Annotated in this window: 27 protein-coding genes; 13 read left to right on the top strand and 14 right to left on the bottom strand. The window is 28.7% G+C overall.

Annotation, left to right across the window (positions count from 1 at the left end; genetic code table 11):
- Positions 1–2: 2 nt before the first annotated feature.
- Genes R3342_RS00355 through R3342_RS00345 form a run of 3 tightly spaced genes read left to right on the top strand, consistent with a single transcriptional unit; the run spans position 3 to position 1,752 of the window.
- Positions 3–767 carry a DUF2520 domain-containing protein gene (locus R3342_RS00355; RefSeq protein ID WP_318937550.1) on the top strand — a complete coding sequence of 255 codons (765 nt, stop codon included), beginning with the start codon at positions 3–5 and terminating at the stop codon, positions 765–767.
- A complete protein-coding gene (locus R3342_RS00350) occupies positions 751–1,278 on the top strand; it encodes a KdsC family phosphatase (protein WP_318937549.1) in 528 nt (175 codons plus the stop codon). Before R3342_RS00355 ends, R3342_RS00350 begins: the two co-directional genes overlap by 17 nt.
- Positions 1,279–1,317: 39 nt before the next feature.
- Positions 1,318–1,752: a DUF2147 domain-containing protein gene (locus R3342_RS00345; RefSeq protein ID WP_318937547.1), complete on the top strand. Its 435-nt coding sequence runs from the start codon at positions 1,318–1,320 to the stop codon at positions 1,750–1,752.
- Between the two features lie 62 nt (positions 1,753–1,814).
- On the opposite strand, the gene R3342_RS00340 is transcribed toward R3342_RS00345, so the two are convergent.
- Entirely contained in the window at positions 1,815–2,456 is a 642-nt protein-coding gene (locus R3342_RS00340) for a protein-L-isoaspartate(D-aspartate) O-methyltransferase (RefSeq protein WP_318937546.1), read from the bottom strand.
- Positions 2,457–2,541: 85 nt separating this feature from the next.
- Between R3342_RS00340 and R3342_RS00335 the strand changes: the two genes are divergently transcribed.
- Positions 2,542–3,501 (top strand): Gfo/Idh/MocA family oxidoreductase, encoded by a 960-nt coding sequence (locus tag R3342_RS00335; RefSeq protein ID WP_318937545.1) that lies wholly within the window; start codon positions 2,542–2,544, stop codon positions 3,499–3,501.
- Positions 3,502–3,513: 12 nt separating this feature from the next.
- Complete coding sequence (locus tag R3342_RS00330; protein ID WP_318937543.1) at positions 3,514–4,401, top strand: 3-hydroxybutyryl-CoA dehydrogenase; 888 nt, start codon at positions 3,514–3,516, stop codon at positions 4,399–4,401.
- 32 nt (positions 4,402–4,433) lie between these two features.
- Here R3342_RS00330 and R3342_RS00325 read toward each other — a convergent pair whose 3' ends face one another.
- The 5 genes from R3342_RS00325 to R3342_RS00305 all read right to left on the bottom strand — a co-directional run bounded on the left by R3342_RS00325 (position 4,434) and on the right by R3342_RS00305 (position 9,320).
- Positions 4,434–4,730: a hypothetical protein gene (locus tag R3342_RS00325; protein ID WP_318937542.1), complete on the bottom strand. Its 297-nt coding sequence runs from the start codon at positions 4,728–4,730 to the stop codon at positions 4,434–4,436.
- A gap of 268 nt (positions 4,731–4,998) precedes the next feature.
- On the bottom strand, positions 4,999–6,114 hold the full coding sequence (locus R3342_RS00320; protein ID WP_318937540.1) for an efflux RND transporter periplasmic adaptor subunit: 1,116 nt from the start codon (positions 6,112–6,114) through the stop codon (positions 4,999–5,001).
- 30 nt (positions 6,115–6,144) lie between these two features.
- A complete protein-coding gene (locus R3342_RS00315; RefSeq protein ID WP_318937539.1) occupies positions 6,145–7,389 on the bottom strand; it encodes an ABC transporter permease in 1,245 nt (414 codons plus the stop codon).
- A 2-nt stretch (positions 7,390–7,391) separates the two neighbouring features.
- Positions 7,392–8,624, bottom strand: coding sequence for an ABC transporter permease (locus tag R3342_RS00310; protein ID WP_318937538.1), 1,233 nt, complete (start codon positions 8,622–8,624; stop codon positions 7,392–7,394).
- A 3-nt stretch (positions 8,625–8,627) separates the two neighbouring features.
- A complete protein-coding gene (locus R3342_RS00305) occupies positions 8,628–9,320 on the bottom strand; it encodes an ABC transporter ATP-binding protein (protein WP_318937536.1) in 693 nt (230 codons plus the stop codon).
- 98 nt (positions 9,321–9,418) lie between these two features.
- On the opposite strand from R3342_RS00305, the gene R3342_RS00300 reads away from it, so the two are divergent.
- Entirely contained in the window at positions 9,419–9,829 is a 411-nt protein-coding gene (locus R3342_RS00300; RefSeq protein WP_318937535.1) for a thiol-disulfide oxidoreductase DCC family protein, read from the top strand.
- 1 nt (position 9,830) lies between these two features.
- Here R3342_RS00300 and R3342_RS00295 read toward each other — a convergent pair whose 3' ends face one another.
- Together R3342_RS00295 and R3342_RS00290 are read right to left on the bottom strand one after the other, a co-directional pair.
- On the bottom strand, positions 9,831–11,135 hold the full coding sequence (locus R3342_RS00295; RefSeq protein WP_318937534.1) for a dicarboxylate/amino acid:cation symporter: 1,305 nt from the start codon (positions 11,133–11,135) through the stop codon (positions 9,831–9,833).
- A gap of 114 nt (positions 11,136–11,249) precedes the next feature.
- Entirely contained in the window at positions 11,250–11,735 is a 486-nt protein-coding gene (locus R3342_RS00290) for a hypothetical protein (protein WP_318937533.1), read from the bottom strand.
- Positions 11,736–11,851: 116 nt separating this feature from the next.
- Between R3342_RS00290 and R3342_RS00285 the strand changes: the two genes are divergently transcribed.
- Positions 11,852–12,469 carry a DUF937 domain-containing protein gene (locus tag R3342_RS00285; RefSeq protein ID WP_318937532.1) on the top strand — a complete coding sequence of 206 codons (618 nt, stop codon included), beginning with the start codon at positions 11,852–11,854 and terminating at the stop codon, positions 12,467–12,469.
- 100 nt (positions 12,470–12,569) lie between these two features.
- Positions 12,570–12,878, top strand: coding sequence for a DUF6787 family protein (locus R3342_RS00280; RefSeq protein ID WP_318937530.1), 309 nt, complete (start codon positions 12,570–12,572; stop codon positions 12,876–12,878).
- Positions 12,879–12,882: 4 nt separating this feature from the next.
- Here R3342_RS00280 and R3342_RS00275 read toward each other — a convergent pair whose 3' ends face one another.
- The 4 genes from R3342_RS00275 to R3342_RS00260 form a co-directional block, all read right to left on the bottom strand.
- Positions 12,883–13,149: a hypothetical protein gene (locus R3342_RS00275; RefSeq protein WP_318937528.1), complete on the bottom strand. Its 267-nt coding sequence runs from the start codon at positions 13,147–13,149 to the stop codon at positions 12,883–12,885.
- On the bottom strand, positions 13,149–13,697 hold the full coding sequence (msrA, locus tag R3342_RS00270; protein ID WP_318937526.1) for a peptide-methionine (S)-S-oxide reductase MsrA: 549 nt from the start codon (positions 13,695–13,697) through the stop codon (positions 13,149–13,151). The genes R3342_RS00275 and msrA overlap by 1 nt, the downstream gene beginning before the upstream one ends.
- A 130-nt stretch (positions 13,698–13,827) precedes the next feature.
- The gene (locus R3342_RS00265; RefSeq protein WP_318937524.1) at positions 13,828–15,183 is read right to left on the bottom strand and encodes a M28 family metallopeptidase; all 1,356 of its coding nucleotides are present in this window, start codon (positions 15,181–15,183) and stop codon (positions 13,828–13,830) included.
- 11 nt (positions 15,184–15,194) lie between these two features.
- Entirely contained in the window at positions 15,195–16,217 is a 1,023-nt protein-coding gene (locus R3342_RS00260) for a GntG family PLP-dependent aldolase (protein WP_318937523.1), read from the bottom strand.
- 43 nt (positions 16,218–16,260) lie between these two features.
- Here R3342_RS00260 and prfB point away from each other — a divergent pair, with 43 nt between their 5' ends.
- From prfB to R3342_RS00240, 4 genes are all read left to right on the top strand, one after another.
- On the top strand, positions 16,261–17,370 hold the full coding sequence (prfB, locus tag R3342_RS00255; protein WP_318937521.1) for a peptide chain release factor 2: 1,110 nt from the start codon (positions 16,261–16,263) through the stop codon (positions 17,368–17,370).
- Between the two features lie 222 nt (positions 17,371–17,592).
- Entirely contained in the window at positions 17,593–19,989 is a 2,397-nt protein-coding gene (locus R3342_RS00250) for a TonB-dependent receptor domain-containing protein (RefSeq protein ID WP_318937519.1), read from the top strand.
- A gap of 25 nt (positions 19,990–20,014) precedes the next feature.
- The gene (gene arsC, locus R3342_RS00245) at positions 20,015–20,353 is read left to right on the top strand and encodes an arsenate reductase (glutaredoxin) (RefSeq protein ID WP_318937517.1); all 339 of its coding nucleotides are present in this window, start codon (positions 20,015–20,017) and stop codon (positions 20,351–20,353) included.
- Positions 20,354–20,464: 111 nt separating this feature from the next.
- The gene (locus R3342_RS00240) at positions 20,465–22,924 is read left to right on the top strand and encodes a TonB-dependent receptor domain-containing protein (protein WP_318937515.1); all 2,460 of its coding nucleotides are present in this window, start codon (positions 20,465–20,467) and stop codon (positions 22,922–22,924) included.
- A 49-nt stretch (positions 22,925–22,973) separates the two neighbouring features.
- On the opposite strand, the gene R3342_RS00235 is transcribed toward R3342_RS00240, so the two are convergent.
- Positions 22,974–23,138, bottom strand: coding sequence for a hypothetical protein (locus tag R3342_RS00235; protein WP_318937514.1), 165 nt, complete (start codon positions 23,136–23,138; stop codon positions 22,974–22,976).
- A 225-nt stretch (positions 23,139–23,363) separates the two neighbouring features.
- Between R3342_RS00235 and fumC the strand changes: the two genes are divergently transcribed.
- Positions 23,364–24,761: a class II fumarate hydratase gene (gene fumC, locus R3342_RS00230; RefSeq protein ID WP_318937511.1), complete on the top strand. Its 1,398-nt coding sequence runs from the start codon at positions 23,364–23,366 to the stop codon at positions 24,759–24,761.
- A 76-nt stretch (positions 24,762–24,837) separates the two neighbouring features.
- On the opposite strand, the gene R3342_RS00225 is transcribed toward fumC, so the two are convergent.
- Positions 24,838–26,022, bottom strand: coding sequence for an acetate kinase (locus R3342_RS00225; protein ID WP_318937509.1), 1,185 nt, complete (start codon positions 26,020–26,022; stop codon positions 24,838–24,840).
- Position 26,023 lies beyond the last annotated feature (1 nt).

The following is a 26,023-nucleotide window of genomic DNA, read 5'->3' as shown; positions in this document are numbered from 1 at the left end:
GTATGATTAAAGTTGTAATACTCGGAGCTGGAAATGTTGCCTTCCATTTGACTAATGTTTTATTGAAAACTAATAAAGTTGAATTACTACAAGTTTATAATAAAAACCTGACTAAAATTGAATATTTAAAGCCTTCTGTAGAAATAACAGATAACTTATCTAGACTTAATAAAAATGGTGATATTTATATTATTTCAATTTCAGATGATGCAATTTCTACTTTCTCCAAACAACTGATACTTTTAAATAAATTAGTAGTACACACCTCAGGAAGTGTTTCTATAAATGACTTGCAGTCAAGCAGTAACAAAGGTATTTTTTATCCTTTACAATCATTTAGTAAAAATAAAAAAGTAGATTTTAGCACTGTTCCTATTTGTATTGAAGCAGAGACTTCTAGTGATTTAAAATTATTAGAACAGTTAGCTAAAATAATTTCAAACAAGTGCTATATTATAAATTCTGAACAAAGAAAACAATTACACTTAGCGGCTGTTTTTGTTAACAATTTTGTGAACCATTTATATTATTTAGGTAACAAAATTTGCGATGAAAATAATATTCCTTTTGAAATTTTGCATCCACTAATAAAAGAAACTTCTGAAAAATTAGAGGAACTCTCCCCTTTTGAAGCACAAACTGGACCTGCAAAAAGAAACGATGTAAAAACTATGGAAAAACAGTTAGAATTGTTACCAAAAAAATCAAAAGAAATTTATACATTGCTTAGCAATTCTATCATAAAAACATATGGAAAAAAGTTATAAAGAAATAATGCCAGAAATAACAACTTTTATTTTTGATGTTGATGGTGTTTTAACTAATGGAGAAGTTACTATAACTACTGATGGTGAGTTAGTTAGGAATATGAACACTAAAGATGGTTTTGCTTTAAAAACTGCTGTTTTAGAAGGGTTTAATGTTTGCATAATTTCTGGAGGAAATAATGAAGGAGTTAGAACTCGTTTAAATGGACTAGGCATTCAAGATATTTATTTAGGAACACATCATAAAATTGAACAGTTTGAAACTTATATTAATTCAAAAAATATTAAACCTGAAAATATTTTATATATGGGCGATGATATTCCTGATTATCTTGTAATGAAAAAAGTTGGATTGCCAAGTTGTCCAAAAGATGCAGTGCCAGAAATACAAGAAATATCTTTATATGTTTCACAAAAAAAAGGTGGAAAAGGTTGTGTAAGAGATGTAATTGAGCAAGTATTAAAAGTTCAAGGAAAATGGCACAAAAATTTTAATGCTAAATACGATTAACATAAAACTTATTATAAATAAACATAAATTTTTAAACTCATGAAAAAACATATTTTTTTAGCAATTTCATTAATATTTGCTTCCGTTCTTATTAGTAATGCACAATCTATTTTTGGTAAATGGAAAACTATTGATGATAATACTGGTGTTGAAAAATCTATTGTAGAAATTTATAATGTAGATGGAAAAGCGTATGCTAAAGTTGAACAACTTTTAGAAAAAGGAAAAGAAAATGAAATTTGTGATAAATGTAAAGGAGCAAAAAAAGATAAACCTATTAAAGGAATGGAAATTATTAATGGATTATCTAAAGATGATGACGAATGGAATGATGGTAAAATTTTAGATCCTAAAACAGGCAAAGTATATAAATGTTATATAACTCTTGAAGAACCTAACAAACTAAAAGTTAGAGGTTATATTGGTTTTGCTTTAATTGGTAGAACTCAATATTGGTATAGAGTTGAAGAATAAATAATACTATTTCTAATTTATTAAAAAAGCCAAGGTTGACCTTGGCTTTTTATATTTAAAACCTAATTCTTTTTTTTCAACATAGGAACAAATTTAAAGTTTCCCAGTTCGTATTTTTCAAATTTCTTATCTGCAGTTCTTATAAAAAGTGTCATAACTTGAGTGTCATCTCCAATTGGAATAACTAACCTACCTCCTATTTTAAGTTGTGCTAACAAAGGCTTTGGCACAAACGGAGCTCCGGCAGTTACTATAATTCCATCAAATGGAGCTTCCGTTGGTAATCCTTTGTAACCATCACCAAATATCATTCTTTTTGGGGCATATCCTAACTTGGGCAAAAATAAATTGGTTTTTTTAAACAATTCCTTTTGACGTTCAATAGTATAAACTTTTGCGCCCATTTCAATTAAAACAGCTGTTTGATAACCAGAGCCTGTTCCAATTTCTAAAATTTTATCTCCATTTTTAACCTCTAATAATTCTGTTTGAAATGCAACTGTATAAGGTTGAGAGATGGTTTGCTCAGCTGCTATTGGAAATGCTTTATCTTGGTATGCAAAATCTACAAATCCTGAATCCATAAATAAATGACGTGGCACTTTAGCAATAGCATTTAAAACATTTTCATCTTCAATTCCTTTATTTTTGATAGTGCTTACTAATTGATTTCTAAGTCCTTTATGTTTGTGTGTATCTTTCACTATTTAATTAAATTTCAAAAGCTAAAAGTAGGAATAAATGCATAAAGATTAGTACTTTTGTTATCATAAAATTAAATAATAAACTATGCTTAACGTAGGAGTTTTAGGTGCTGGGCATCTTGGAAAAATTCATTTAAAATTATTACAACAATCCAAAAAATATAATTTAGTTGGTTTTTATGATCCAATTGAAGAAAATGCTGAAAAAGTTGCTAAAGATTTTGGTTATAAAGCTTTTAAAAATGTTAGTGAACTCATAAAGAATGTAGATGTAGTTGATATTGTTACTCCAACACTTTCTCATTTTGATTGTGCTAAAGAATCAATTATAGCAGGAAAACATATTTTTATTGAAAAGCCAATTACAAAAACTATTGAACAAGCTGATGCTTTAATTGAGTTAACAGAAAAGTACAAAGTAAAAGGACAAGTTGGACACGTTGAACGATTTAACCCAGCATTTACTGCGGTTAAAGATAAAATTCATAATCCAATGTTTATTGAAAGTCATCGATTAGCGGAGTTTAATCCAAGAGGTACAGATGTTCCTGTTGTTTTAGATTTAATGATCCATGATATTGATATTATTTTAAGTATTGTAAATTCAAAAGTAGCCCATGTAAGCGCAAGTGGTGTTTCTGTAATTAGTGACACTCCTGATATTGCAAATGCTAGAGTTGAATTTGAAAATGGTTGTGTTGCAAATTTAACTGCAAGTAGAATATCCTTAAAAAATATGCGTAAAACTCGTTTTTTTCAAAAAGATGCTTACATAGCTGTTGACTTTTTTGAAAAAGCTACAGAAGTAGTTAGAATGAAAGATGCGCCAGAAAAACCTGGAGATTTTGATATGATTTTACAAAATGCCGAAGGAATAAAAAAACAGATTTACTTTGAAAATCCAGAAGTTCAGGCTAACAATGCTATTTTAGATGAATTGGAAACTTTTGCTGATGCAATAAATAATAATACAACTCCAATAGTTTCTTTAAAACAAGGCACAGAAGCCTTGAGAGTTGCACATATGATAATAAATGACTTTTAAATAAAATAAATTATGAAAAATATAGCTGTTATTGGAGCAGGAACAATGGGTAACGGAATTGCTCATGTATTTGCCCAAAATAATTTTACTGTTAACTTAATTGATATTTCTGAAGAAGCTTTAGCTAGAGGATTAGCTACTATTACAAAAAATTTAGATAGATTACTAGTTAAGGAAAAAATTACAGAAGAAACAAAAAATAAAACACTTCAAAATATAACTACTTTTACTTCTATTTCTGAAGGTGTAAAAAATGTAGATTTAGTAGTAGAAGCTGCGACTGAAAATATAGATTTAAAATTAAAAATATTTAAACAAATAGACTCTGAAGCTCCTAAAAATGCTATTTTGGCTACCAATACTTCTTCAATTTCTATTACTAAAATTGCTTCGGTTACTAGCAGACCTGAAAAAGTTATTGGTATGCACTTCATGAACCCTGTGCCAATTATGAAATTAATTGAAATCATTAGAGGATATTCTACTTCAAATGAAGTGACTTCTAGTATTATGGATTTATCTAAAGAATTAGGTAAAGTTCCTGTTGAAGTTAATGATTATCCAGGATTTGTAGCAAATAGAATTTTAATGCCAATGATTAATGAAGCTATTGAAGCTTTATATAATGGAGTTGCAGGAGTTTATGAAATTGATACCGTAATGAAATTAGGAATGGCGCATCCAATGGGTCCTTTACAATTAGCTGATTTTATAGGTTTAGATGTTTGCTTATTTATTTTAAATGTAATGTATGACGGGTTTAAAAATCCAAAATATGCACCTTGCCCATTATTAGTTAATATGGTTCAAGCAGGTAAACTTGGTGTTAAGTCTGGTGAAGGTTTTTACGATTATACAGAAAGTAAAAAAGCAGAAAAAATTTCAAACCAATTTATTTAAAAAAAAAGAGCCGTTTAAAAACGGCTCTTTTTTTATAAATATTTTAAGAAAAAATCCATCATCTCTTCTTTAAGCTGATAATGCATTTTAATAAATGTTTTCATTTCTTCTCTAAGTAGAACTTGTTTTTCGTGAAATTTAGCTTCACTCCCATCTTCAAATTTAGTTTGAGCTATCTCTCTTTTCTTCATTCTAATTCTATGTCTTAAGTGTCCCATCACTTCTTTTTCCCTAATTATCTTATTCTGAAATTTCTCTAATTGAACATCTACTTCTACACCTAATTTCCGCATTACAACTTCCTCTAATTTTTCTTCGAAATAATCCATTTCGCTTTCTTGAAATTTCAACTCTCTTTTCCAAACATCTAAGTTGAAGTTTAGATCACTTAAGAATACTAACTGACTTTCCATATCCTATTTCCTTTTTAAATTTATATTATAAAGTTCTGAATTTTATTATAATTTCCCATTGATAAAAATCATAAATATTTTGAATTTTAATACTTATAATGTATATAATATTGTGGTTGTATAAAGATATAAAAAAAGCGTTTTAAAATAAATTAAAACGCTCATAAATTTATATTAAAATTATTTAGTTGTTATTTTCTTCGTCTTTATCCTTTTTTGAAGTTTTATTCCAGATTTTAATTTCATCATCTTTAGCTACTCCTGAAAGGATTTCAACGTTAATTCCATCAGAAATTCCTAACTCAACATCTTTCTTTTCAAATTCTTGATCTCCTGTTTTAACTTCTACAAAAGGTTTTTCCGTTTTTTTATCAAATTGTAATAAAGCTTCTTTAATTGCTAAAACACTATCTTTTTTTGCTAAAACAATATCGGCATTAGCACTATAACCAGCTCTAACAAAGTATTCATCATCTAAAGTAACATCTCCTTTAATTTTAAACTGTACTGCTCCATTTTCTTCTGTTCCCTTAGGTGCTATAAAATTTAATTTAGCTGGATATTTTTTCTTTTCTATTGCTCCAAGTGAAACCTCTAAAACAGTTCCTTTTTTTATTTTACCTACTTCAGCTTCATCTACTTTTCCTTCAAAAATCATTTTAGTCATATCTGCAATAGTAGCAATAGTTGTACCTGCATTAAAAGTATTAGCTTCAATAACTTGATTCCCTTTACGAACTGGTATTTCTAATATGGTTCCTGTAATTTCAGCTTTTACATAGGTATTTGCTGTTTTACCCATACCAGATGCAGAACCTTTTCTAATAATTTCAAGATTATTTTTTGAATTTAATAAATCTTGTTTAGCACTGTTATAATTTAATTCTGCTGTTTCAAAATCTTGTTTTGATATAACTCCTTTTTCAAATAGTAGTTTATTTCTATCATAAAGTGTTTTGGTATTATCAAATCTCAATTGTGCATTTTTCACACTTCCTTGTGCACTATTTAATGATTGAACATTTGGAACTACACGAATGGTAGCAATTAAATCTCCTACTTTAACTTTAGCCCCTTCTTGAACAAATATTTTATCAATAATTCCAGATACTTTCGGTTTAATTTCAATTTCTTCTAAAGGAACAACTTTACCTGTAGCTACTGTTTTTTTAACAATATTGGTTACAAATGGTTTTTCTGTTTCATATTGAATAGGAGACTTACTATTCTTCATTCCAAAAAACACTAAAACAGCTATTAATAATACTGCTATGGTTACAAAAATTATTGTTTTTTTCATTATTGTTGATTTTCGATTTATGACTTTTTATTATTCTTCTCTTAATGCTTCAATTGGTTTTATACTAACTGCCGTTTGTGCAGGTATCAATCCTATTAATGTTCCTAAAATTACCAATGTTAGTGCTGCAATAATTATTACTGGAATATCTACCGTCGGGTTTGTTAATGTTGGGTTTTCTCCGCTTCCTAATGTTGCATCAATAATCATTAAGACAAACCCTCCAGAAATGATTCCCAATGCGCCAGCTATACCAGTTAAAAATACCGATTCTAAAATAATTTGACGTTTAATTTCCCAAGGTTTTGCTCCTAATGCTCTACGAATTCCTATCTCCTTAGTACGTTCTTTAACTGTAATTAATAATATATTACCAATTGCAAATACACCAGCTATTAAAGTTGCAATACCTACAAACCAAGTTAAAAATTGCATTCCAGTTAAAAATCCAGTTACTTTTTTTATTCGTTCACCTAAATTAAAACTTCCAAATGCTCTATTATCATTAGGGCTAACATTATGTAAGTTTTTTAACAACAACTTTACATCAGCTTCAATTTGAGTGATATCAAAACCTGGCTTACCAGTTATCATCATCCAACCAATAGAATTTCCCCTATTATATACTTGCTGAAAAGTTGTAAATGGTATATGTATATTACCTTGAGGTCCACCTGTACCAACTTGACCTTGTTTATACATACCAACTACTTTATAATTGATATCATTAATTTTAATATAAGTCCCAATTGGATATTCATCTTTTTCAAATAGTTGCTTAAAAATTTCTTCTTCTATTACGCAAACTTTTCTTTTATTAATTATATCTTCATGATTTATAAATCTTCCATAAACCATATCCTTTTTTTGAACCTTATCCAATTCTGGATAATCACCAAAAATACCAAATGTACCTGATTTAAAATTATTAATAGCTAATGCCTGTGTTTGGTGCCTTGGTACTACAAATTCTAATCCTTTTATTTCATTTTTAATATTCTGAAGATCTGTCATTTTAAGCGTTAATCTTCTACCTTCTTGAAAGCCTTTAAATGGCTCGCTAGTTTGCTGAGCCCATACAAAAACACTATTAGTTGCAAAATTCCCAAAAATCCTATTAAAATTATTTTCAACGCCTTTTGCTGCGCCTAACAAAACAACTAATAAAAAGATACCCCACATTACACCAATAATGGTAATTCCTGTTCGTATTTTGTTTTTACGAATACTACTATAAATTTCTTGCCAAGTATCTCTATCAAATAAAAAACTCATATCTATTCGTCGTTTAATGCTACAATTGGTTTTATTCTAGAAGCTCTTTTTGCTGGTAAATAACCTGCAATGGTACCTGCTAATATTAAAATTATAGTTGCTCCTACAACTACATAAGTTTCTACACTAGGATTTACAATAAAATATTTTTCTAAACTATTGCCTAAAGCTTTTAATACAAAAACACCTATCATTAATCCTGAATAACCAGCAATAGCTGTAACAAAAATGGATTCAAGCATAATCATTCCAACTATAGATTTTGGTGTAGCTCCTAAAGCTTTACGTATTCCTATTTCTTTGGTTCGTTCTTTAACAATATAAACCATTATATTACTTATACCTATAATACCGGCTATCAAAGTTCCAATACCTATAAACAGAATTATTACATTTAAAACGAACATAAATTGCTGTACGTTTTTAGTTCCTTCTGCGTAATTTTGAACTCGAATTGCTCTTTGGTCTCTTGGATCAACTTTGTGTTTTTCTTTTAATACTTTAGTTAGTAAATTTGAAAATGAAATAGCTTGATCTGCTGTTAATTTTGGATTAAACGTTAATCCAAATCTATCTAATTCATCATTTGGTTTATAAATACCTTGAATGGTAGTAAATGGCGCATAAATAAAACGTTCATCATTATCTCCTCCTGGATCATTAAAAACACCTACTACTTTATAGGATATTCCATCTAAAATGATGTTTTTACCATAAGCGTTTAAATTTTTAAATAAATCTTTTTCAACCATTCTACCAATAGCAATCACTTTAGCCTTCTCTTTTAAGTCAATAACACTTATAAATCTACCTTCTTGAATTACAGCAGATTCTAAAGGTTGGTAGTCTGGATATACTCCTCTAACTGTGTACCTGTTTTGCTCTCCTTTGTATGATGCTTGAACATTAAAACGTTCAATATTTGGGCTAAAAAATTGGATGTCATTATTGAACTTATCATTTATAAATTTTGAATCATCATTTCTAAACTGAATTCTTCTTCCGCTTTGTAGTCCTTTATACGGTTTTGTAGTTCTTCCTGAGCGTATATAAACAGAGTTTTGTGCATCACCTGCAAATTGTTTTTCAAAAGTATGCTTAAGTCCGTTACCTACACCAAATAATAAAGTAAATAGTAAAATTGCAAAAGCAATGGTAAAACCTGATAACGCAGTTCTTAGCTTATTTTTGCTAATAGTTTGAAAAATTTCTTGCCAACGATCTAAATCAAACATAATTTATATAGTTGCTTTTTTGTTAACTCTTTCATCACTTGTAATTACACCATCTTTTAAACGAACAATTCTATCGGTTTCTTCTGCAATATCTTCTTCATGGGTAATTACTAAAACAGTCATTCCTTCTCTATTTATTTCCTTTAATAATTCCATAACGGAATGAGAAGTAGTAGAATCTAAAGCACCTGTTGGTTCATCGGCTAATACTACTTTTGGGTTTGTAGCTAAAGCTCTTGCTATAGCCACACGTTGTTTTTCACCTCCTGAAAGTTCACTTGGCAAATGATCGGCACGTTCTTTTAAGCCTACTTTTTCTAAATATTGCAATGCTATTTTCTGACGATCTTTTCTTCCTATTCCCTTATAATACAATGGAAGAGCTACATTTTCTAAGGCATTTTTATAGGTAATTAAGTTAAACGATTGAAACACAAATCCTAAAAATTTATTTCTTAGAGTTGCCGCTTTTTTTTCATCTAAATGCTCAATTAACTGACCGTTTAAATAATATTTACCTTCGTCGTGTTCATCTAGTAAGCCAATAATATTTAATAAGGTAGATTTTCCAGATCCTGATGATCCCATAATTGATACAAATTCTCCTTCTTTTATGTGTAAATCTAACCCTTTTAAAACATGCAAAGAATCTTTACCTATTGGATACGATTTGTGTAGTTTTTCAATCCTAATCATTTGGTTGTTGTTTTAAACGAATATAAAAATTGCTAATGATAGATGTTACTAATTTTTTGTTAAAAGACGATTTAACTTTAAACTTGTAACTTTGAATCGTGTATATTTTGAAAAAAAAATCTATTATATTATTTGATGGTGTTTGCAATTTGTGCAATACCTCTGTAAATTTTGTTATCAAACACGATACTAAAAAACAATTCTTATTTGCTTCACTTCAATCAGACGCAGCAAAAGAATTATTGTTACAATATGGAATTAAAAATTTAGAAATGAAGTCTATTATTTTAATTCACAATCATAAAATTTATACAAAATCAACAGCTATATTTTTGATTTCCAAATACTTAAGTAAAGGTTTGAAATTTTGTTATATTGGCATAGTAATACCAAAATTTATTAGAGATGCTATATACGATTTTATAGGTAAACATCGATATAAATGGTTTGGCAAAAAACAAAAATGTATGTTGCCAACTGAAGAATTAAAAAATCGATTTATTCAATAAGTTATCTTTTTGGATAATTGTCGTCCCATTCTTTAACTTTAGGTTTTCTTAATTTTCCTAATGATTTAGCCACTAACATACTTACAGATGCATCTCCTGTAACATTTACAGTAGTTCTACACATATCTAATGGTCTATCAATAGCAAAAATTAATGCTAAACCGGCTTCTGGAATACCTGCTTGTCCTAATACTATTACTAACATAACCATACCTGCACCTGGTACAGCTGCTGAGCCAATACTAGCTAAAGTTGCAGTTACTATAATTCCTAACTGCACACCTAAAGTTAAATCCATTCCAAAGGCTTGCGCAATAAATACAGCTGCTACAGCCTGATATAAACTTGTTCCATCCATATTTATAGTTGCTCCAATAGGCAATACAAAACTACTTACCTCCTCATCTACTCCTAAATGTTCTGTTACTCTTTCCATAGTAACTGGCAAGGTTGCAGCACTACTACTTGTAGAAAATGCTAATAATTGTGCAGGTGAAATTCCTTTTAAAAAGGTTGAAGGATTTTTTTTAGTAACTACCCATACTAATAAATTGTAAAAGACAATCATTAAAACCAATCCTAATAAAACTGTAAAAGCATACCAAATTAATGCTTTAAATAAATCTAAACTAGGTGATTCAACTACTAATGCAGCTAATAATGCAAAAACTCCATATGGTGCTGATAACATTATTAAATCAATAATTTTTAAAATAACTTCATTAAACCCATCAAAGAATTTTTTAACTGGAGTTGATTTTTCTTCAGGAATTAAAATTAGTCCAATACCAAAAATAATTGCAAAAAATATTACTTGAAGCATATTTCGATTATTAGATGCTGCTCCAAAAATATTATCTGGCACAATATCAATTAATGCTTGTAACGGACCACTTTCTTTTTGTTTTGCTGCCTGTTCTTTGTATTTTGTAGTATTACCACTATAGTTTTGAACTAACTCCTGTCTTGTGCTTTCTGAAATAGAATTTCCAGGTTTTATAATATTTACTAACAGTAAACCTATAGATACTGCTATTACTGTAGTTATTAAATACAAACCTATAGTTCTTCCTCCCATTGCAGAAAGTTTAGATATATCTTTTAAATCTGAAACTCCTTTTATTAAAGATGCTAATATTAAAGGAACTGCTATTAATTTAAGTAAATTGATAAATATTTTACCAAAAGGCTTTATCCAATCTTGAACTATTTCTTTTCCGCCTTCAAAATATGTAAATAAAATACCTACTAGTACACCTAATACCATTCCTATTAAAATTTGCCAATGCAATGCTAATTTTTTCATGAAGTTATTTTAAAATTCTTCGAAAGATAAAAAAATACTTAAAACTTATAGAGTATAATGCATAAAAAAAGCACTTAAAGTGCTTTTTTAAAATTATATATTCTTATTTTCTATTTAAAATTGATAACGTAAAGATAGTGCAAAATCTAAATCGGTATTTTTACCATAATCACCTATTACACCTATTTCAGGCCTAAAATCCAGTGAAATTAGTAAAGGAATATCAAAATTATATTCAATTCCAACATCACCAACTGCATTTATAAATAAGCCATCATTTCTAGTTGAATTTAATATAGAATCGTTCCAAGAGCCAATTCCTGCTCCAAAACCAGCGTACCAATTAAAACCATTATCAATATTCCAAACCCATTGGTAAATTCCTGTTAATTTATAAGCATCATAATCCGTTTGATTTCTATAACCTAAATCTAACTCAAATCTATTTATATCTGATAGTTTTTGTTGGTATGAAATTTCACCTCCAAATCCGTTGTTATCTCCAAACCTTATTCCCAAAGCATGTTTAGATACTTCTTGGGCAAATGTTGCCAAACTAATACCGCTAAACAGTATAATAAAACCCACTATTTTTTTCATAATATTCTATTTTTAATCATTAAATTAAAAACGTAAATTTATAAACATTATTTCATTTTAATATTTTTAAATTTACTTTTACATTCCTACAAAACATTCAACTAAAAACAAAAATTATGGCAGGATTATTAGATTTATTAAACAGCGACTTAGGAAAAACATTAGTAAATAGTGCGAGTCAACAATTAGGAGAAAGCAAGGGTAAAACTACATCTGCTTTAACAACTGCATTACCATTAATTTTAGGCGCAATGAAAAACAATACAGCAACTACAGATGGAGCTAATGGATTATTAAATGCATTATCTAAAAAGCATGATGGTAGTATATTAGATAATTTGGAAGGTGTGCTAACTAACCAAAATGTATTACAAGATGGAGCTGGAATTTTAGGACATGTATTTGGAGGAAAAGAACAAAATATTGCTAAAGCTGTGAGTTCAAAAAGTGGTATAGATCTTAATTCTGCAATGAATTTACTAAAAATGGCTGCTCCTGTAATTATGGGTTATTTAGGTAAACAAGCTAAACAGCAAAATGTTACCGATAGTAATGGTATTGAAAATTTATTAGGAGGTTTATTAGGTAGTGGATCAAATGATCAAAGTTTAGTAACAAAACTTTTAGATGCTGATGGAGATGGTAGTGTAATTGATGACATTATTGGAATGGCTTCTGGAGGAAAAAAAGGTGGTATTGGAGGTCTTTTAGGAGGATTATTTGGAGGAAGATAGAAAAATTAAAATTTATTTATTATTGCTCAGATTTATTTCTGAGCAATATTTTTTATCTTGCTTATCAATTTTATAACCGATTCTTAAATTAAATATATCCATGAGCAAATTAAAAGAACGCTGGGGAGTTACCTCTAATTTCCAAGTAGTTTTAATAATTATTGTTTTCTCTTTAAATGGTACCTTTGCAACTTGGGTGGCAAAACCCGTAACTGGAATTTTTGGATTGCACTCAGACACCAGTAATCCATGGATATTTTGGCCGGTAAGAATTTTGCTTGTATTTTTAATTTACCAATTTACATTACCAGTTGTTGGCTTTTTCTTTGGTCAATATAAGTTTTTCTCTAATTTTTCTAAAAAAACTTTATCAAGAATTGGTTTTAAATGGCTGTTTAAACAAAATTAGATATTTAGATACTTTTAAAAACATTTTTATAAAACCACATTAAAGTAAATGTTGGTAAAAAATCTGTTCCAAAAATTCCCGCTTCTTCTATAAAGGAAACTACGCTTGCTACTTTTCCTTCCATGCCATTATACATTTTATACATTATAAATGCAGAAAGTGGGGCCCAAATAACATCAGAAAATTCACCAACAAAAGGAATTACAAATGATAACATACCAATACCATCAAAAATAATACTCACCAATAGCATTTGGTACTTCTTTTCCATTATTGATCTTTCTTCAGTTTATCTTTATATTTTTTAATGAATTTTTCTAATTTAGGATTAATAACAGCTCTACAATATCCTTGAGTTTTATTGTTATTATAATAATTTTGATGATAACTTTCTGCTCTATAAAATTCTTTAAATGGTACTATTTGTGTTACAATTTTTTTATCAAAAACTTTTGCATCCGTTAAAGCTTTTATAAATTTTTCTGCTACTTCTTTTTGAGTTTCAGAATGATAAAATATAGCCGAACGATATTGGGTACCAACATCATAACCTTGTCTATTTAAAGTTGTTGGATCATGCGTGCTAAAAAAAACATCTAAAATTTCCTGAAATGAAATAATATCAGGATTAAATGTTATTTCAATTGCTTCTGCATGACCCGTACTACCCGAAGAAACTTCGCTATATGTTGGGTTTTTAATATCACCTCCCGTATACCCAGAAACTACGGATTCTACACCTTTTAAACGCTGAAATATAGCTTCAGTACACCAAAAACAACCATTAGCTAAAGTTGCTGTTTCTAAATTTGTTGTCATATTTGATTTTTTCGCTACAATAGATTGACTAAAGACTGTAGTAAAAATAGTTAGTGTTAATATTATTGTTAAAAAATATCGATTCATAATATATCTAATTTCTAGATAAGTCGAAAATAGTTATTATGAATTACATTCCACTTGGAATTAATTTATTTGGGAACTGAACAATACTTTCAGCACCATTAATTCCAACACTTGCAACACCAAATAAATAATTATCAATAACTATATTTTTCAATTTGTAATCGTCAACTTTACCTACAAACCTACTGTATTGCCATTGTGGAGAAGTTGTATCTCTCCAATAAATTTTATATCCAATTATATTTTTATCATCTGAAGTTTCCCATTTTAAACGTGTTGAAGGCTTAACTGCACCTGCAATCATAACATTTTTTGGAGCCATAGGAGCCGAAGCTAAGGATGCTAAGGTTAAGCAATTAACCGCAGTTAATTTTGCCGCATAATCAAAATTTACTCCTTCTATAACATCCCCATAATGTATTCCGTTTTCAGTTCTAACATCTTGATGCTGTCTATTATAATTTTCATGAGTTTCCATTATTCTAACTCCTGTAAACCCTTGATCGTTAAATGATTTATGATGTCCACCTCTTCCAAATCTATCTAATCTATATACCATTATTGGCTTTAAATTAGTCATATAATTCGTTGCCAGTTTTGTAATATATCGAGCTAATTGTCTTGAAGGCCCATCCACTTCACCTCCATAATAACGCATCATTTTTCTCTCTCTATCTGTAGTTTTCATTGATATAGCTTCAGAAAATACTCTAAAAGTACTATTATCAATCACTCCATCAATTCCTGCTATATTACCAATCATATCATTATTTAAAATACCAATAATATTCCATTTATGTTCTTTAGCATATTTAGCAAGTATGGTTCCTCCATATAAACCTTGTTCTTCTCCAGAAAGCCCTACATAAATAATTGAAACTGGAAATTTATATTTACTTAAAACACGCGCAGCTTCAAGTGTTCCTGCTAATCCAGTTGCATTATCGTTGGCACCAGGAGCATCACTAGTATAATCATTTACATCAGATACTCGTGAATCAATATCTCCTGACATAATAACATAGTGATTTGGATAAGTTGTTCCTCTTTGTATTGCCATTACATTTACAATTCTAGTGTCTTTTGTAATTCTTCTCCCATCAGTTTTAATTAAATCTCCTAAATAACTAACTTCTAAACAATTATTACAATTATCAGATATTGTATTGAACGATTTTAAAACCCATCGGCGTGCTGCTCCTATTCCTCTTGTATTAGAAATAGTATCTGAAAGTGTATGACGAGTACCAAAATTTACTAATGAAGTAATATCTGCCTTTATGTTCTTAGCAGAAGGAGCTGTTGCAATTTGAATTAGAATTTTATCCACTTTAGATTGTGAAAACCCCAATGAAATTACAAATAACGTTGTTAAAATTAATAGTGATTTATTTTTCATGTTTAAAGTTTTTATAATGTTTCAATTGTTTTAACAACTTTATCTAACATTTCTTCTGTAAAATCTAGATGTGTAACCATGCGAAGTTTTCCTTGTCCCATAGAAATTAATGAAATACCTGCTTTGTTTAATCTATCTATAAAATCTTTTTCATTAATATCATCAATAACGTTAAAAATAACAATATTAGTTTCAATGGGTTCAACATATTTAATTAAATCACATTTTTGCAAAGCATCTCCAATAATTTTTGCTCTATTATGGTCAATTGCTAGTCTTTCAACATGATTATCTAAAGCGTAAATTCCTGCTGCTGCTAAATAACCAACCTGACGCATTGCACCTCCAAAAAGTTTTCTAATTCGTAATGCTTGTTCTATATGTTTTTTTGATCCTAATAAAACAGAACCAACTGGAGCTCCCAACCCTTTTGACAAACAGATTGAAATTGTATCAAAGACTTTTCCATATTGTTCTGGAGTTTCATTTTTAGCAACTAAAGCATTAAATAATCTTGCTCCATCTAAATGCATAGCTAAATTTTGTTGCTTACAAATTTTTTGAATTTTTAAAATTTCTTTAAAATTCCAACAAGCTCCTCCTCCTTTATTTGTTGTATTCTCAATTGCCACCAATCTTGAATATGGTACATGAATATCTGATCTTCCACCAGAAACTGCTTCGTCTAATTGACTTGCCGTAAACATTCCTCTATCTCCATCAATTAAATGGGATGTAACTCCTGAATTAAATGCGGCTCCTCCTCCTTCAAAATTATAAACATGTGCCCATTTATCACAAAACATTTTATCACCAGGATGTGTATGAAGTTTTATTCCAGTTTGATTTGCCATTGTACCTGATGGAAAAAACAAGGCATCTTCCATGCCAAACATACTTGCTATTTTTTCTTGTAAAGCGTTAACGGTTGGATCTGTTTTAAAAACATCATCGCCTACTTTTGCATTCATCATAGCGGTTAACATACCACTAGTTGGTTTAGTTACTGTATCACTAATTAAATTTATTTGCATAGATTAAAAATGAAAGGTTATTTTTGTAGTTATAATTAAAAAAATGATTTCAAACGAACATATAAATAAATTACAAGAACGTACGGGCAAGTTAAAAACTTACCTTGGTATTGACAAGAAAAAAATTGAAATTTCAAACGAAGAAGAAAAAACTGCAAATCCTGACTTTTGGAACAACACAAAAGAAGCAGAAATAGTCATGAAATCAATTAGGTCTAAGAAAAAGTGGGTAGAAGATTTTGAAACTATTAAAGCTAATATTGAAGAACTTTCTGTTTTATATGAATTTTTTACCGAAAATGAAGTTTCTGAAAACGAAGTTGAGAAACAATACCAAAAAATATTATTGCTAATTGAGAATTTAGAATTTAAAAATATGCTTTCTCAAGAAGGCGATAATTTAAGTGCTGTACTTCAAATTACAGCTGGTGCAGGTGGTACCGAAAGTTGTGATTGGGCTGAAATGTTATTGAGAATGTACAGTATGTGGAGTCAAAATCAAGGATTTAAAATTAAAGAATTAAATTTTCAAGAAGGAGATGTTGCTGGAATTAAAACGGTTACCATTGAAATTGAAGGAGAATATGCTTTTGGATATCTAAAAGGTGAAAATGGAGTGCATAGATTGGTTAGAATTTCTCCTTTTGATAGCAATGCTAAGCGTCACACTTCTTTTGCTTCTGTTTATGTATATCCGTTAGCTGATGATAGTATTGAAATAGAAATTAATCCAGCAGATATTTCATGGGAAACCATGCGTTCAAGTGGAGCCGGAGGACAAAATGTAAACAAAGTTGAAACTGCAGTTCGTTTACGACATAAACCATCAGGAATTATGATTGAAAATTCTGAAACTCGCTCACAATTGGATAATAAAACAAAAGCTATGCAGTTGTTAAAATCTCAATTGTATGAAATTGAATTACAAAAACAACGTGAAAAACGTAATGAAATAGAAGCCAATAAAATGAAAATTGATTTTGGTTCTCAAATTAGAAATTATGTAATGCATCCATACAAATTAGTAAAAGATGTTAGAACCAATTTTGAAACAGCTAATGTTGATGCAGTTATGAATGGCGATTTAGATGGTTTTATAAAAGCCTATTTAATGCAACAAGGTCAGCAGAATGAAACAAACCCAGAATTATAACTTTTAGTAATTCATTAAAATAATAAACCTATATAGATATTAGATAATCATTAAAAATTTAGCAAATTAATTTAAATTAATTTAAAACAAATAACGTTTTATTAATCATAAATAGTTGTTTATTCATAATAATTTGTATTTTTACGTTTGAAAAAAGATTGATATTATCAATAAATAAATTGATAATAAAAAATTGCTTGTAAATTAAATTAACCTTAGCTTATGAGAAGAGTATTACTACTACTTATCTTTATTACTCCTGCGCTAATTTTTAGCCAAAATTCCCAAAAAATTATTTATACTATAACTGGTAAAATAGTTGATGTATCTAATAAAAGTCCTTTAGAAGATATTACAGTTGTTTTTAAAAACTTAGATTCTAGTAAAATAATTTATGGAGGCATTACAAATAATAGAGGAAAATTTACAGTAGATGTAGAAAAAGGCAACTATATTGCAACTGTAGGTTCCTATCCATACAAAGCTAAAAAATTAAATATATCAACTATTACTAGAGATATTAATATTGGTACTGTTGCCATTGAATTAAATACTGAATATTTAAAAGAAGTTGAAGTTGTAGCTGAAAAAAGCACTATAGAATATAAAAAAAACAAACAAGTTTTTAATGTTGGTAAAGATATATCCTCTAATGGAGCTACTGTAAGTCAAGTTTTAGGAAATATTCCTTCTGTTAATGTGGACCCTTCTGGTAATATAAAAATAAATGGATTAAATAATGTTGCCGTAATGATAAATGGAAAAACATCTACTTTATCAAAATCAGATGTCTTAAAAACACTTCCAGCAGGTACTATTGAAAAAGTAGAAGTTATTTCAAATCCTAGTGCTAAATACAGTGCTACTCTGCAGGGAGTTATAAATATCATCCTAAAAAAAGGTAAAGATGAAGGACTAAACGCTTCCTTAACTGGAACTGGAGGTTACAAAGATTATTCTGGAGGTTTACTAACTTTAAATAATAAAACTAAAAATTTAAATTTTTATACAAACACTCAATATTCACATAGAAATCCAATAGATGTAGCTAGCTATGAAAATGAATATTTTAATAATAATACTACAACTTCATTTTTAAATGAAAACTCGATTAATCAACGACCAGCAAATACTTTTATTAGTACTGTTGGTATGGACTTTTATTTATCTAAAAAAAGTACGCTAAGCACCTCTGTAAATTATACAAATATTGATGCTAAAAATTATTCTGAAACATATTCAGAAATATTTGATGCAAATAACAATTTAACTGCAATTAACAATAGAAAAAATGATGGGACTTTTACAGATGAAATTGTAGAATTAGTTGCAGAATTTAATCAGAAGTTTAATAAAGACGGTGAAAGTTTAAACCTTTATGTATCCAACAGTTTTGATAAAGAAAATTACACCAATAAGTTTAGTAATACCAATTCCAATTTTTTAGATGAAGATTATAAGCAAGATAATACTCTAAAAAACACTAATACTAAAGTTGTATATACTAATACCATTTCTAAAAATACGGATTATGAAGTTGGTTATGAAGGTAATTTTGGAGATACTCCCTTTAAATACATACAAAATAATACAACTCAGAAAATTGATTTTAGAGATGAAAGCAATGCATTTTACGGTGTTTTAGGTAGTCAACTAAATAAATTTTATATCCAACTTGGATTACGTGCTGAATTTTTAAAATACAAAATCAATTATGATTATTTAAATACCATTCAGAATAAAAAATTTAATAATTTATTTCCCGACTTTTATATAGATTATAGTCTTTCCGACTATAAAAGTTTAAGTTTTTCTTATACGCACAAATATCAAGTACCTGGCTATTATCAATTACAACCCTTTGAACAAAAGTTAAGTGAAACCATAAGTTATAAAGGAAATATAGATTTAAACCCCGTATATTCAAACAATTTCCAGCTAACTTATTTATATTATGGAAAAAGAATAACCCTACAATCCACATTAATATATTCCATTTATAAGGACTATACTCAATACGTAACTTACGAAACAGGAGAACAAGTTAATGGACTTAATAAATTATTATCTACTCCAATTAACTTAGGTAAATTAAATTATGCAGCTGTTAATATAACAGCCATATATAAACCTAGTAAAATAGTTAATTTCACAGCAAATGCAAGCATTTCTAATTTTGACCAATCAGGAGTGTTCCAAATAGTAAATACAGCTAACAAAACAATAACACAAGATTTTAATAACAATAGTTATAATGCCAACTTTGGCTTATTAACTAAAATTAAAATTCCTAATTGGTTCAATTTTCAGACTAATGTAAAACACTATTTACTATCAAAAGGGCCTGTTTCTACAAGACAAGCCTATACATATGCAAACATGGCTATTAGCAAAGATATATTTAATAAAAATGCTACAATTAGTATAACTTCTAACGATATTTTTAATTCAAATAGAATTAAACGCAAACGTTTTGATGCAAATTATGTTTCTAATATATATTTAAAGCAAAAATATCCTACCATTATTGCTTCGTTCACATATAGATTTAATCAACGTAAGCAAAATAGAAGAATTAATTTTGACAAAAAAGAAGAGGAAACTAGAAATAAATTTTAATCCTTATTTTTGTTAAAACTTTTTTATGAAAATATATCACAATCCACGTTGCAGTAAAAGCAGGCAAGGTTTAGCTATTTTAAAGGAAAATAAACAACCTTTTGAAATTGTTAAATACTTAGAAACTCCTCTAACAAAAACTGAACTATCTAATTTAATAAAATTATTAGCCATAAAGCCTATAGATCTAGTTAGAAAAAACGAAACTATTTGGAAAATTGAATTTAAAGGTAAAAACCTTTCCGATAGTGAAATTATAACTGCTATGGTAAATAATCCAAAATTAATTGAGCGTCCAATTGTAGTTAAAAATGATAAAGCAGTTATTGGTAGACCTCCAGAAATAATTAAAACTATATTATAAATCTCCTGTTTAAGATTAAATCTTTTTGTAGTTTAACAAGCGTTAACATTAGTTAACATTCTTTCATAATATTAACCTATATATTTGTGCTGAAAAATAGTAAATATACTTATGAAAAATACTTTTAGTTTAATAATACTTTGTTTCTTTTTTATAATTTCAGGTAATGCACAACAAAACCAAAACGCTAATTCAAAAATTTTAGTTAAAGGTAAAATAGTTGATAATGAAACCAAACAACCTTTAGAATATGCAACTATAGTTTTAACTCCTGTAAATGGTAAAAATATAACTGGAGGTTTAACCGATGCTAAAGGTGATTTTTCCATTGATGTAAAAAAAGGAAATTATAATATATCCGTTGAATTTATTTCATTTAAACCAAAAAAAATAAATAATTATTCATTTTTAAAAGATACTAACTTAGGAACAATTTACTTAAGTCCAGATGCACAAGCCCTAAATGAAGTTGAAATTATTGCAGAAAAAAGTACGGTAGAAATTCATTTAGATAAAAAAATATACAATGTTGGTAAAGATATGACCGTTAAAGGTGGTACAGCTTCTGATGTGCTTGATAATGTTCCATCTGTTGATGTTGATGTTGAGGGAAATGTTAGTTTACGAGGTAATGACAATGTCCGTATTTTAGTTAATGGAAAACCATCTGGTTTAGTAGGTTTAAGTGGCACAGATGCTCTTCGCCAATTACCTGCTGATGCTATTGAAAAAGTGGAAGTAATTACTAGTCCATCCGCTCGCTATGATGCCGAAGGTACCGCTGGTATTTTAAATATTGTTTTAAGAAAAGGAAAAGCTTTAGGATTTAATGGTTCGTTTACTGCAACAGCTGGAAATCCAGATAATTTTGGAGGATCTGCTAATTTAAATTTACGAACTAAAAAATTCAACTTATTTACTAATTCAGGATATAGCTATAGAAAAGCACCCGGAAATTCATATAATAACACTACCTACTTTGATGAATTAAGTAATATTTTAAGTTCTAAAGAAGAAAATAGATTGTATGACAGAAAAAGAAATAGTTTCAACTCTAGATTTGGTATGGAATACTATTTAACCGATAAAAGTACTTTAACAGGTACTTTTTTGTATAGAGAATCTAACGGATTAGATATTTCAAACAATACAAGTAATGAATTTGACGCTTTAAATAACTTAACCAGAACTAATGAAAGAATTGAGCGTGATGATGAAAATAATAAAACCCGTGAATTTTCTTTAAATTTCACTCAAAATTTTAAAAAAAGTGGGCATAAATTAACTGCCGATTTTCAATATAATAATACAGATGAAAATAGTTTTGCTTTTATAACAGATAGCGACTTGTTTCCATCCTATTCCGTAAATAATCCAGAAAGGAATTCAACCATACAAAATTCTCAAACAGTACTACTTAAAAGTGATTATGTTTTACCTTTTGGTGAAGAATCACAATTTGAATTCGGTTTTAAATTCGATTTAAATAAACTAACCTCTGATTATTTAGTTGAGGATTTTGATGATACTACAAATCAATATGTTAATAATACCAATTTCTCAAATAACTTAAATTTTGAACAAAATATATATGCCGTTTACTCACAGTATGGAAAAAAAATAGATAAATTTTCATACCTATTAGGTTTAAGAATGGAAACTACCGATAGAAAAATAAACCTAATTCAAACTAATGAAATCTACAATAAAAATTTTACTGAATTTTTCCCTACAGTTAACTTAGGTTATGAATTTAATGATTCTGAAAGTCTTACTTTAGGTTATAGTAGAAGATTAAGAAGACCTAGGCATTGGTTTTTAAACCCTTTTGAATCAAGAACTAGTGAAACTTATATTAGAAAAGGGAACATTAATTTAGACCCAACTTACACTAATTCTTTTGACTTTGGTTATTTAAAAAGATGGAACAAGTTTACATTAAACTCTTCAATTTATTACCAACATTCCATTAATAACTTTGAATTTGCTCAAAAGGAAGAAACAAGACTTATAAATGGTGTGGAAACTTTGGTAATTATTAGAAGTCCTATCAATTTAAGTTCTCAAGATAGATATGGATTTGAGTTTACAGCAAATTACAATCCGTTTAAATGGTGGAAATTATCCAATAGTTTTAATTTCTACAGCTATAAAACTAAAGGGAGTTATAATGATATTAGCTATGATGCTAACGATGTTAGTTGGTTTACTCGTTTAAATTCAAGAATAACTTTGCCTGGTAAAATTGATTGGCAAACTAGAGCTATGTATAGAGGTCCAAGAAAAACAGCTCAATCGGATAGAAAGGGAATATACATTGTTAATTTAGCTTTTAGTAAAGATGTGTTTAAAGAAAAAGGAACTCTATCATTAAATGTAAGAGATTTATTTAATACTCGTAAACGAAAATCAACTGATTATACACCAACAACTATTTCAACTGGTGAATTTCAATGGAGAGAACGCCAAATATTACTAAATTTTACCTATAGATTTAATCAAAAAAAGAAACGTGAAAGGCCTGAAGGCAATTATAATGATGGTGGAGATGAAGAAAGATTTAAAGCATAAAAAAAGAGGCAACTATTAGTTGCCTCTTTTTTTTATATATGTAAATGAATTATTTCTTTTCTTTTTTTGCCTCTTTTCTATATTTAATAGCTTCTTTAATATTTCCATATAACCAATAAGGAACTATAAAACTTGCTAAAAAAATCATCAACCAAAATCCCATAGTGAAAATTGATAAAAAGATTAAAAAACCTGTAAATTGAGATAAATCCATGTTAAAATTGTCTAATTGTTTTATTTATTGACAAAACTACTATTTATTTTTAATTTAACAATAATTTTTTATTTTTTTTATTACGTTACAATTCTTACAAAAAACCACAAAAAAAATAGCTAATTTTCAAGAAGTTAAAAGTCACATTTTGTAACTTTGAACAACCTTACTACTTATCTTAAAAATAGTTAATTAATTAAAATATAATCGTTATAAAATTTTATTATGAAATACAGAATTGAAAAGGACACTATGGGTGAAGTTAAAGTTCCTGCTGATAAATATTGGGGAGCTCAAACAGAACGATCAAAAAATAACTTTAAAATTGGTCCAAGCGCTTCAATGCCTCAAGAAATTATCGAAGGTTTTGCTTATTTAAAAAAAGCTGCAGCACATGCTAATTGTGAATTAGGTGTTTTACCGGAGGCTAAAAGAGATTTAATTTCAAAAGTTTGTGATGAAATTTTAGATGGAAAATTATACGATCAATTTCCTTTAGTAATTTGGCAAACAGGTTCAGGTACACAAAGTAATATGAATACCAATGAAGTAATTGCTAACCGAGCACATGAACTTGCTGGAAAAGTAATTGGAGAAGGTGAAAAAACCATTCAACCAAATGATGATGTAAACAAATCCCAATCAAGTAACGACACCTTCCCTACCGGAATGCATATTGCTAGTTACAAAATGTTAGTAGATGTAACTATTCCAGGTATTGAAAAACTTCAAAAAACTTTAGAAGCAAAATCTATTGAATTTAAAGATGTAGTTAAAATAGGAAGAACACATCTAATGGATGCAACTCCTTTAACTGTTGGACAAGAATTTTCTGGTTATGCCTCACAATTAGCTCACGGATTAAAAGCTTTAAAAAATACATTACCGCATTTAGCAGAACTTGCTTTAGGAGGAACTGCTGTTGGTACAGGATTAAATACCCCAAAAGGATATGATGTTTTAGTAGCTAAAAAAATAGCGGAATTTACAGGATTACCATTTGTAACTGCTGAAAATAAATTTGAAGCTTTAGCATCTCACGATGCTATTGTGGAAAGCCATGGAGCATTAAAACAACTAGCAGTATCATTAAATAAAATAGCGCATGACATTCGTATGATGGCATCAGGTCCACGTTCAGGAATTGGGGAATTAATTTTGCCAGCAAATGAACCTGGAAGTTCTATAATGCCAGGAAAAGTAAATCCTACTCAAGCTGAAGCATTAACCATGGTTGCTGCGCAAGTTATTGGTAATGACGTAGCTATTACTGTTGGAGGTACACAAGGTCATTTTGAATTAAACGTATTTAAACCAGTAATGGCAGCTAATTTTTTACAATCGGCTCGTTTATTAGGTGATGCTTGTGTTAGTTTTAATGATAATTGTGCTGTTGGAATCAAAGTTAATAATGAACGTATTACTGAATTATTAAACAATTCATTAATGCTAGTTACCGCTTTAAATCCTAAAATTGGTTATTACAAAGCAGCAGAAATTGCTAATACTGCACATAAAAATGGTACAACTTTAAAAGAAGAAGCGATTAATTTAGGTTATTTAACTGCCGAACAATATGACGAATGGGTTAAACCTGAAGATATGATTGGTTCTTTAAAATAGAAGAACTCCATACATATAATTCTATAAAAAAAGCATTGAATAATTTCAATGCTTTTTTTTATGAATATAAGTTTAATTATTTTACTAATTGATAACTTTGTTTTGCTATTTCAACTTCTTCATTTGTTGGGATAATAAGTACTTTTACTTTTGAAGTTTCGGATTGAACTTCTGTTAGCTTCTTAGCTCTTAAATCATTTTTTTCAATATCTAAATCAATACCTAAATATTGCATATCCTTGCAAACTAACTTTCTAATGAAAACTGAATTTTCACCAATACCTGCAGTAAACACAATAGCATCTAACCCATTCATAGCAGCTGCATAAGCTCCAATATATTTTTTAATTCTATAAGCATTCATATCTAATGCTAGCTGACATTCTTTACTACCTTTTTCAGCTTCAGATTCAATATCACGTAAATCGCTAAAACCAGTTAAACCAAGCATCCCACTTTCTTTTTGAAGCATCGTATTAACATCATCTAATTTATAACCTAAACTATTTACTAAATGAAAAATAATAGCTGGGTCAATATCTCCGCTTCTGGTTCCCATAATTAATCCAGTTACAGGTCCAAAACCTAGCGTATGATCCATACTTTTCCCATCCTTAATAGCAGTCATACTACACCCATTACCAAGGTGAATAGTTATGATTTTAGAATCATTAATTCCTAAATGAGCTATAGCTTTTTCAGAAACATATTTATGACTAGTTCCATGAAATCCATATAATCGAATTTTATGTTCGTTTAAAAATTTGTTTGGAATAGCATATTTATAAGCTACTGTAGGTATTGTTTGATGAAAAGCAGTATCAAAAACAGCTATTTGCTTAGCTTCTGGAAATATAGATTCCGCTACATCAATACCAACATAGTTAGGTGGATTATGCAACGGCGCTAATGAAAATAAACTCTTAATTTTATTTTTTACCTCTTTATCAATAATAGTAGTGTTAGAAAAAGAACTACCTCCATGCACTACTCTATGTCCTACTGCTTCAATCTCTGAAGTAGATCTGATAACACCAACTTCATTATCTAATAACAGATCTACAATTTTTTTTAAACCTACCTTATGATCTGGTATATCCGCTACATCATCAATTTTATGATTATTAGATTTATAATGTATTTTGGCATCATATATTCCTATTCTTTCAACTAATCCTGAACAAATAACTTCTTCTTCAGGCATTTTAAATAATTGATATTTAATTGAAGAACTACCTGAATTTATTACTAAAATTTTCATT

It is taken from the genome of Lutibacter sp. (assembly GCF_033723435.1).
Classification (GTDB): domain Bacteria; phylum Bacteroidota; class Bacteroidia; order Flavobacteriales; family Flavobacteriaceae; genus Lutibacter.
Note: the sequence above shows the minus strand (reverse complement) of the source record. Positions and strands in the feature narration are given on the sequence as shown.

What these genes read in the sequence shown, in the direction of transcription:
- R3342_RS00355 (WP_318937550.1), top strand. Translation starts at nt 3, where the DNA reads ATGATTAAAGTTGTAATACTCGGAGCTGGAAATGTTGCCTTCCATTTG.
- R3342_RS00350 (WP_318937549.1), top strand. Translation starts at nt 751, where the DNA reads ATGGAAAAAAGTTATAAAGAAATAATGCCAGAAATAACAACTTTTATT.
- R3342_RS00345 (WP_318937547.1), top strand. Translation starts at nt 1,318, where the DNA reads ATGAAAAAACATATTTTTTTAGCAATTTCATTAATATTTGCTTCCGTT.
- R3342_RS00335 (WP_318937545.1), top strand. Translation starts at nt 2,542, where the DNA reads ATGCTTAACGTAGGAGTTTTAGGTGCTGGGCATCTTGGAAAAATTCAT.
- R3342_RS00330 (WP_318937543.1), top strand. Translation starts at nt 3,514, where the DNA reads ATGAAAAATATAGCTGTTATTGGAGCAGGAACAATGGGTAACGGAATT.
- R3342_RS00325 (WP_318937542.1), bottom strand. Translation starts at nt 4,730, where the DNA reads ATGGATTATTTCGAAGAAAAATTAGAGGAAGTTGTAATGCGGAAATTA.
- R3342_RS00320 (WP_318937540.1), bottom strand. Translation starts at nt 6,114, where the DNA reads ATGAAAAAAACAATAATTTTTGTAACCATAGCAGTATTATTAATAGCT.
- R3342_RS00315 (WP_318937539.1), bottom strand. Translation starts at nt 7,389, where the DNA reads ATGAGTTTTTTATTTGATAGAGATACTTGGCAAGAAATTTATAGTAGT.
- R3342_RS00310 (WP_318937538.1), bottom strand. Translation starts at nt 8,624, where the DNA reads ATGTTTGATTTAGATCGTTGGCAAGAAATTTTTCAAACTATTAGCAAA.
- R3342_RS00305 (WP_318937536.1), bottom strand. Translation starts at nt 9,320, where the DNA reads ATGATTAGGATTGAAAAACTACACAAATCGTATCCAATAGGTAAAGAT.
- R3342_RS00295 (WP_318937534.1), bottom strand. Translation starts at nt 11,135, where the DNA reads ATGAAAAAATTAGCATTGCATTGGCAAATTTTAATAGGAATGGTATTA.
- R3342_RS00290 (WP_318937533.1), bottom strand. Translation starts at nt 11,735, where the DNA reads ATGAAAAAAATAGTGGGTTTTATTATACTGTTTAGCGGTATTAGTTTG.
- R3342_RS00285 (WP_318937532.1), top strand. Translation starts at nt 11,852, where the DNA reads ATGGCAGGATTATTAGATTTATTAAACAGCGACTTAGGAAAAACATTA.
- R3342_RS00280 (WP_318937530.1), top strand. Translation starts at nt 12,570, where the DNA reads ATGAGCAAATTAAAAGAACGCTGGGGAGTTACCTCTAATTTCCAAGTA.
- R3342_RS00275 (WP_318937528.1), bottom strand. Translation starts at nt 13,149, where the DNA reads ATGGAAAAGAAGTACCAAATGCTATTGGTGAGTATTATTTTTGATGGT.
- msrA (WP_318937526.1), bottom strand. Translation starts at nt 13,697, where the DNA reads ATGACAACAAATTTAGAAACAGCAACTTTAGCTAATGGTTGTTTTTGG.
- R3342_RS00265 (WP_318937524.1), bottom strand. Translation starts at nt 15,183, where the DNA reads ATGAAAAATAAATCACTATTAATTTTAACAACGTTATTTGTAATTTCA.
- R3342_RS00260 (WP_318937523.1), bottom strand. Translation starts at nt 16,217, where the DNA reads ATGCAAATAAATTTAATTAGTGATACAGTAACTAAACCAACTAGTGGT.
- prfB (WP_318937521.1), top strand. Translation starts at nt 16,261, where the DNA reads ATGATTTCAAACGAACATATAAATAAATTACAAGAACGTACGGGCAAG.
- R3342_RS00250 (WP_318937519.1), top strand. Translation starts at nt 17,593, where the DNA reads ATGAGAAGAGTATTACTACTACTTATCTTTATTACTCCTGCGCTAATT.
- arsC (WP_318937517.1), top strand. Translation starts at nt 20,015, where the DNA reads ATGAAAATATATCACAATCCACGTTGCAGTAAAAGCAGGCAAGGTTTA.
- R3342_RS00240 (WP_318937515.1), top strand. Translation starts at nt 20,465, where the DNA reads ATGAAAAATACTTTTAGTTTAATAATACTTTGTTTCTTTTTTATAATT.
- R3342_RS00235 (WP_318937514.1), bottom strand. Translation starts at nt 23,138, where the DNA reads ATGGATTTATCTCAATTTACAGGTTTTTTAATCTTTTTATCAATTTTC.
- fumC (WP_318937511.1), top strand. Translation starts at nt 23,364, where the DNA reads ATGAAATACAGAATTGAAAAGGACACTATGGGTGAAGTTAAAGTTCCT.
- R3342_RS00225 (WP_318937509.1), bottom strand. Translation starts at nt 26,022, where the DNA reads ATGAAAATTTTAGTAATAAATTCAGGTAGTTCTTCAATTAAATATCAA.